7 protein-coding genes are annotated in these 4,717 nt (G+C 61.1%); 4 read left to right on the top strand and 3 right to left on the bottom strand.

Annotation, left to right across the window (positions count from 1 at the left end; genetic code table 11):
• A partial coding sequence (locus AB4Y44_RS41970) for a hypothetical protein (RefSeq protein ID WP_368702762.1) occupies positions 1–191 on the top strand: 191 nt, incomplete at its 5' end.
• Positions 192–447: 256 nt separating this feature from the next.
• On the opposite strand, the gene AB4Y44_RS41975 is transcribed toward AB4Y44_RS41970, so the two are convergent.
• Positions 448–1,185 carry a glutathione S-transferase family protein gene (locus AB4Y44_RS41975; protein ID WP_368702763.1) on the bottom strand — a complete coding sequence of 246 codons (738 nt, stop codon included), beginning with the start codon at positions 1,183–1,185 and terminating at the stop codon, positions 448–450.
• 306 nt (positions 1,186–1,491) lie between these two features.
• Here AB4Y44_RS41975 and AB4Y44_RS41980 point away from each other — a divergent pair, with 306 nt between their 5' ends.
• Positions 1,492–2,496, top strand: coding sequence for an AraC family transcriptional regulator (locus AB4Y44_RS41980; protein ID WP_368702764.1), 1,005 nt, complete (start codon positions 1,492–1,494; stop codon positions 2,494–2,496).
• Positions 2,497–2,733: 237 nt separating this feature from the next.
• Entirely contained in the window at positions 2,734–3,402 is a 669-nt protein-coding gene (locus AB4Y44_RS41985; protein WP_368702765.1) for an ABC transporter permease, read from the top strand.
• On the opposite strand, the gene AB4Y44_RS41990 is transcribed toward AB4Y44_RS41985, so the two are convergent.
• Positions 3,347–3,784, bottom strand: coding sequence for a hypothetical protein (locus AB4Y44_RS41990; RefSeq protein ID WP_342925306.1), 438 nt, complete (start codon positions 3,782–3,784; stop codon positions 3,347–3,349). The genes AB4Y44_RS41985 and AB4Y44_RS41990 overlap by 56 nt on opposite strands.
• On the opposite strand from AB4Y44_RS41990, the gene AB4Y44_RS41995 reads away from it, so the two are divergent.
• Entirely contained in the window at positions 3,768–4,154 is a 387-nt protein-coding gene (locus AB4Y44_RS41995) for a hypothetical protein (RefSeq protein ID WP_342925307.1), read from the top strand. The genes AB4Y44_RS41990 and AB4Y44_RS41995 overlap by 17 nt on opposite strands.
• Before the next feature lie 323 nt (positions 4,155–4,477).
• Here AB4Y44_RS41995 and AB4Y44_RS42000 read toward each other — a convergent pair.
• A partial coding sequence (locus AB4Y44_RS42000; protein WP_368702766.1) for a hypothetical protein occupies positions 4,478–4,717 on the bottom strand: 240 nt, incomplete at its 5' end.

Here is a 4,717-nt window from a genome sequence, read left to right on the forward strand (position 1 = left end):
TGGTCGCACGCAAGGGCAAAAAATCTGCGCAGTTCTCGTCCATGAAGGGTGTGTCCATTAAAAAACCGTGGACACATCCTGCGCTGTTTTCAGCTCAGGATCTATGTGAGGAAAAACTACCGCTTACAACTGAACGTCCGCAGGATTGCGCAAAAGAGCCACTTGCCAAAGAGCGCGCTCGCATCCTTTGAGCACCGAACAGGAGGCTGGAGATCAACGCCGTCCGGGCGAAATGTAGCGCCATCAGCCTGTTCGTCACGTCGCCGACAAATACCGACAGCTTGCACGCCAAGGCCCGATCCTTGGATCAGCGATGGTCACCGCCAGCGATCTCAGTAAGCTGCGCACGGCGGTTGCGCGGCGGGTAGACCCTCGGCAGCAGTTATCGGCGCCGAATCCGCAGTCCCGCACTGTGGTGCACTGTCAGTTTGGCCCGGCGCATAAGGGCTAGACGGGCGAGCTATCTGGAAGAGCCAGCAGCGCTTCACCCTTGGCGGCAGCCCTTTGAAAGGCATCTCGCTGTGTAACCCTGCCAACATACTCCAGAAAGGCGTCACGCTTGGGCAGTGTCTCAAGCCCCAGACCCCACCCAATATGCGATCCGACGTAGACGTCGGCAGCAGTGAATCGCTCTCCGGCAATGAAAGTGCTTGAACGCACTGCGCGTTCGAGCTGGTCGACCGTGCGCTCATAGCTGCCATGGCCGAAGAAGAACTCCTGCTCCGCAGCCGGCACGAATCCGGCTCGATGGTTGGTGACAGCCTGCTCGACCGGTCCCGCCGCAAAAAACATCCACCGGTAATAGTCAGCCCGCTCCTCCGCAGTGGGCGCCAGCCCCGCGTCCGGGAAGGTTTCGGCCAGGTACGCGCAGATTGCCGCACTCTCGGTTACCACCCGGCCGTCATGCACAATCGCCGGCACCTTGCCCATCGGGTTCACTTCCGTGAAAAAGCGACTGCGGTCGTCGAGAATGCCGTACGAACGCGCGAGCGCTGCGCCACCCCATCGATCCGCCTCGCTGGAGCGTTCGTAATCGAGCACAACTGTTTCGTACTCGCACCCTACCTCCTCGAGCATCCAGTGGACAATGCGGCCGCGGGAGTTGGGGTTGGTGTAAAAGGTCAGTGGCAACGTCCCACTCCCCCGCACCAGATCTTCCGCTTCGTTACGCTCTCTCGCCTGCATGATTACTCTCCTCTGGACATTCCGCCCGCTACGTGGATGACGGGTCAAAGATAAAACATTGGCCGCATGGTCGCATTCGCTTGACACGCCAGATGACTTGCAGAGTCCGCCAATCGCGAATACAGTGCGATCCATTGCGCGATTGCCGACGAGAGTTGCGATCAAATCCTTCGCTGAGCGGAAGGCCTCCTCTATCCTGCACGGGCGCAGCGAACGGTTCCCTCGCGTTCGCCAGGATTCTTTGATGTGCGTGGACCAGGCAGTCGAAGCCCTTAATTGCGCATGGCGTCATCCAAGGGAAACTCAATGAAAGGTGTTCGTGGGGACCGCTGCAAAGTGCCAGAATCCTTCTGGCGAGCCGTCGAGCTACAAGGACTGCGCTCTGAGGCGGTCCTGAGGGCGGCTGGTCTTCCCGTCATGCTCCGCCACGATGCAGCGGCGAGCATCAGCACCGCTCAGCTTTTCGCAATCTGGCGTGCCATCGAATCGCTGTCAGGTGACGCAAGCTTCGGCATCAAGATGGTCCGTGACACCAGCACCGCAACGCATAAGCTTGCGTTCCTCGCTGCTACCTACGCCGAAAATTATCGTGATGGTCTGGCGAGGGTTATACGATTCAAGCGGCTTTGCAGCCCCGACAAGCTCCATTGCGACGAGACGAACGGCCGGGTCTCAATCACGATCGAATGGCCGCCGGGCACTGAGCCGGAGCCTGATCTCTCAGTCGATGCCAGCTTTGCAATGCTGATTGAGTTGGGTCGGCGTGGAACGGGTCAAAATCTAACCCCCGTCGCGGTTGAGTTCGAGCGGGCCCGCCCCGCTATGGACTTTCACGGCGCCTATTTCAAGTGCCCGATCCGTTTCGGCGCGGCACAGAACCGGCTAACTCTCGCTGCCGCCGATCTTGACCGCCCGTTTAGCAATCACAACCCGGAGCTCTTGCATATGCTTGCGCCTGCGCTGGCGCAAGCGATGGGCGAACTGGAGGCGGAAAGCACCTTGGTTGAGCAAATCAAAACGGTGCTCAAGCGGATTATGCCGAGCGGCCGTCCCGAGATTGGCAGTGTCGGTCGCGAACTCGGCATGAGCGAACGGACTTTGCAGCGTCGGATCACAGCGGAAGGCACGACGTACCGTGCGCTCCTCGGCGATGCTCGTCAGGAGCTTGGCATGCAACTGCTGTCGGACCCCGCTCTAGAAATCCAGGAAGTGGCTTGGCTCTTAGGATACCAGGATACAAACTCGTTCTACCGTGCCTTCCGGGAACGGGCGGACACGACGCCAGGGCGATGGCGTCAATTGAAACGATGAGCAAATAATGGAAAGCACCTTGGTTGAGCAAATCAAAGCAGCACTCAAGCGGGTCATGCCGAACGGCCGCTCCCTAGTCGCTTGACGGTCACGCGCCGGAACCAGGCGACAGGCAGTTCAGGGTCGATACCGGAAGTTCGTAGGTGGCGGCGACGTGCTTGCCATAGGCGTATTCCAGTGCCACTCCGCCACCGGGCCGGGTGCCCGGCGCGGGGTGACAGATTTATTGTCGCAACGGTGACAGTTTTATCTTGTTCTACGGCCAATGGCTCGGTGTTTGGCGTCAACAATCTCATCTGGCTGCTGGTGGTCGTCTATGCGCTCGGCGGCGCGCTGCTCAACCACACGCGCTTTGGCGCGGCGATCTTTGCGATCGGCGGCAACGAAGAGGCGGCGCGCATGCTGGGCGTGCGCGTGGAGCGCGTGAAGATACTCGCCTATGGATTGTCGGGTGCCCTCGCCGGGCTCTCGGGGGCGCTGCTGGCGTCGCACCTGGACTCGGGGTTGTCGGGGGCGGGGACCGGCTACGAACTGCAATCGATCGCCGCAGCCGTGATCGGCGGCGTCTTGCTCACGGGCGGCGTGGGAACGATGGCCGGACCGCTGGCCGGCGTGCTGCTGCTCGGCGTCATCGACAATGTGATCAATCAGGTCGGCACGCTGAGCCCGTACTATCAGAACCTGGCGAGCGGCGCATTCCTGCTCGCTGCGGTGATCGTGCAGACCGTGCTCACCGGTCGCCGGCACGGCGCCACGCGGGCTGCGGCGGGCGCGACGCGGCGGCGTGCGGCCCCGGGCTCTTGGCGGTCTCGAGCTGCGCGGTTGCGAACGCGCTTAGCGGATGGCGTGCCTATTGACGCGAAACGATCAGCTTCACGCGCGTCGAGCCATCGGTCTGCGCGGTGATCTCGGTGCGGCTGCCGCGCTGCCCCAGATAGAAGTGCTGGCGGCCGGGCGAGTTCACGTCGTGCGTTGCGTCGGGCAGGCACGAGGCAATGTCGGCGCCTACCCCTTCGAGCACGTTCGTCCCCGATCCTGCGTCGCGCGCGCTCCAGACGCACTGAAAACTCCCGCCGCTCGTTTCGCACTGCGCGTCGTCGCCATAGGGTTGCGCGACGGCGCGTCCGTCGTCAGGACTGAGTGACGCGAAACCCTGCGGCGCCGCCGCGACGATGCGCTTTAACGCTGCGCAGGGGCTTGCGCTGTCGTCCGCATGCGCGGCCAGGGGGATGCCTGGTATGACAATCGCCGAGCAAAGCGCGAGGATCCGGATGATCGGTGGGTTCATGGTGTTCCGCTGCCTGGGAGCAGCGCCTCATCGTGCAGGTGAGGGCTGCGCTGCAAGCGGCGTGCCGGGAATAGCCCTTGCAGGGTCGCGTCGCACCACGCATCACGAGGAGAACGCCATGAGGGAGCCGTTCGATCGCATGATGAAAGCGGGCGCATTGCTGGCTGGTCTGACCTTCGCGATGGCGAGCAGCGGCGAATCGCGCAACGTGCAGGAACATGCCTGCCGCGGCGATGCGTTCCGCTTCTGCGCGAGAGCGATTCCGAACAAGAAAAAGATCGAGGCGTGCATGAAGCAGCACTACGATGAGCTATCGCCGCCGTGCAAGGCGCTGTTCGACCCGCCGACGACGGACGATCCGAAGTCATGAGCGCGAACGCCGCTCAGCGAAAAGAGGCGCAGAGCGCCTCATTTCAATTGAGTCGGTGGAAAAGGGCTTGCGGCCTCGCGATCGAGGCGATAAGATTCGCCCCCTTCGCAGTTCGATGTCTCCGACGTCAGGGCAGCGAGGGCCGCCGCGGAAACCGGCGGGCGCAGGAGTCGGCAGCTTTTTCAAGCGGTGAGCGAAAAAAAGGGGTTGACGAAGCGAAAAGGATTCTTCATAATCTCGTTTCTCTGCTGCTGACGCAGCAACGCAGGAAACGCCGGGTGGTTCGATGTTTAACGGCGCTTTCGCGATCGATCTTTAAAAATTTACAGCCGATAAGTGTGGGCGCTTGATGCGGTGGCGGCCCGGTCATTCTCCGGAATGACCGGGAGCAGCAAAAGTATCAAGAGTCTCACACTAAAGTAAGTCAGGTTTTTGGATTTATTCTGAAACCTGTCAGCTTTGAGTGAGCGACCGGTCTCGAGAGAGACCGAAAACAGTAACAGGTATTGAACTGAAGAGTTTGATCCTGGCTCAGATTGAACGCTGGCGGCATGCCTTACACA

Origin of the sequence: Paraburkholderia sp. BR10937 (genome assembly GCF_040965695.1) — a bacterium.
In the GTDB taxonomy this organism is placed as follows: Bacteria; Pseudomonadota; Gammaproteobacteria; order Burkholderiales; family Burkholderiaceae; genus Paraburkholderia.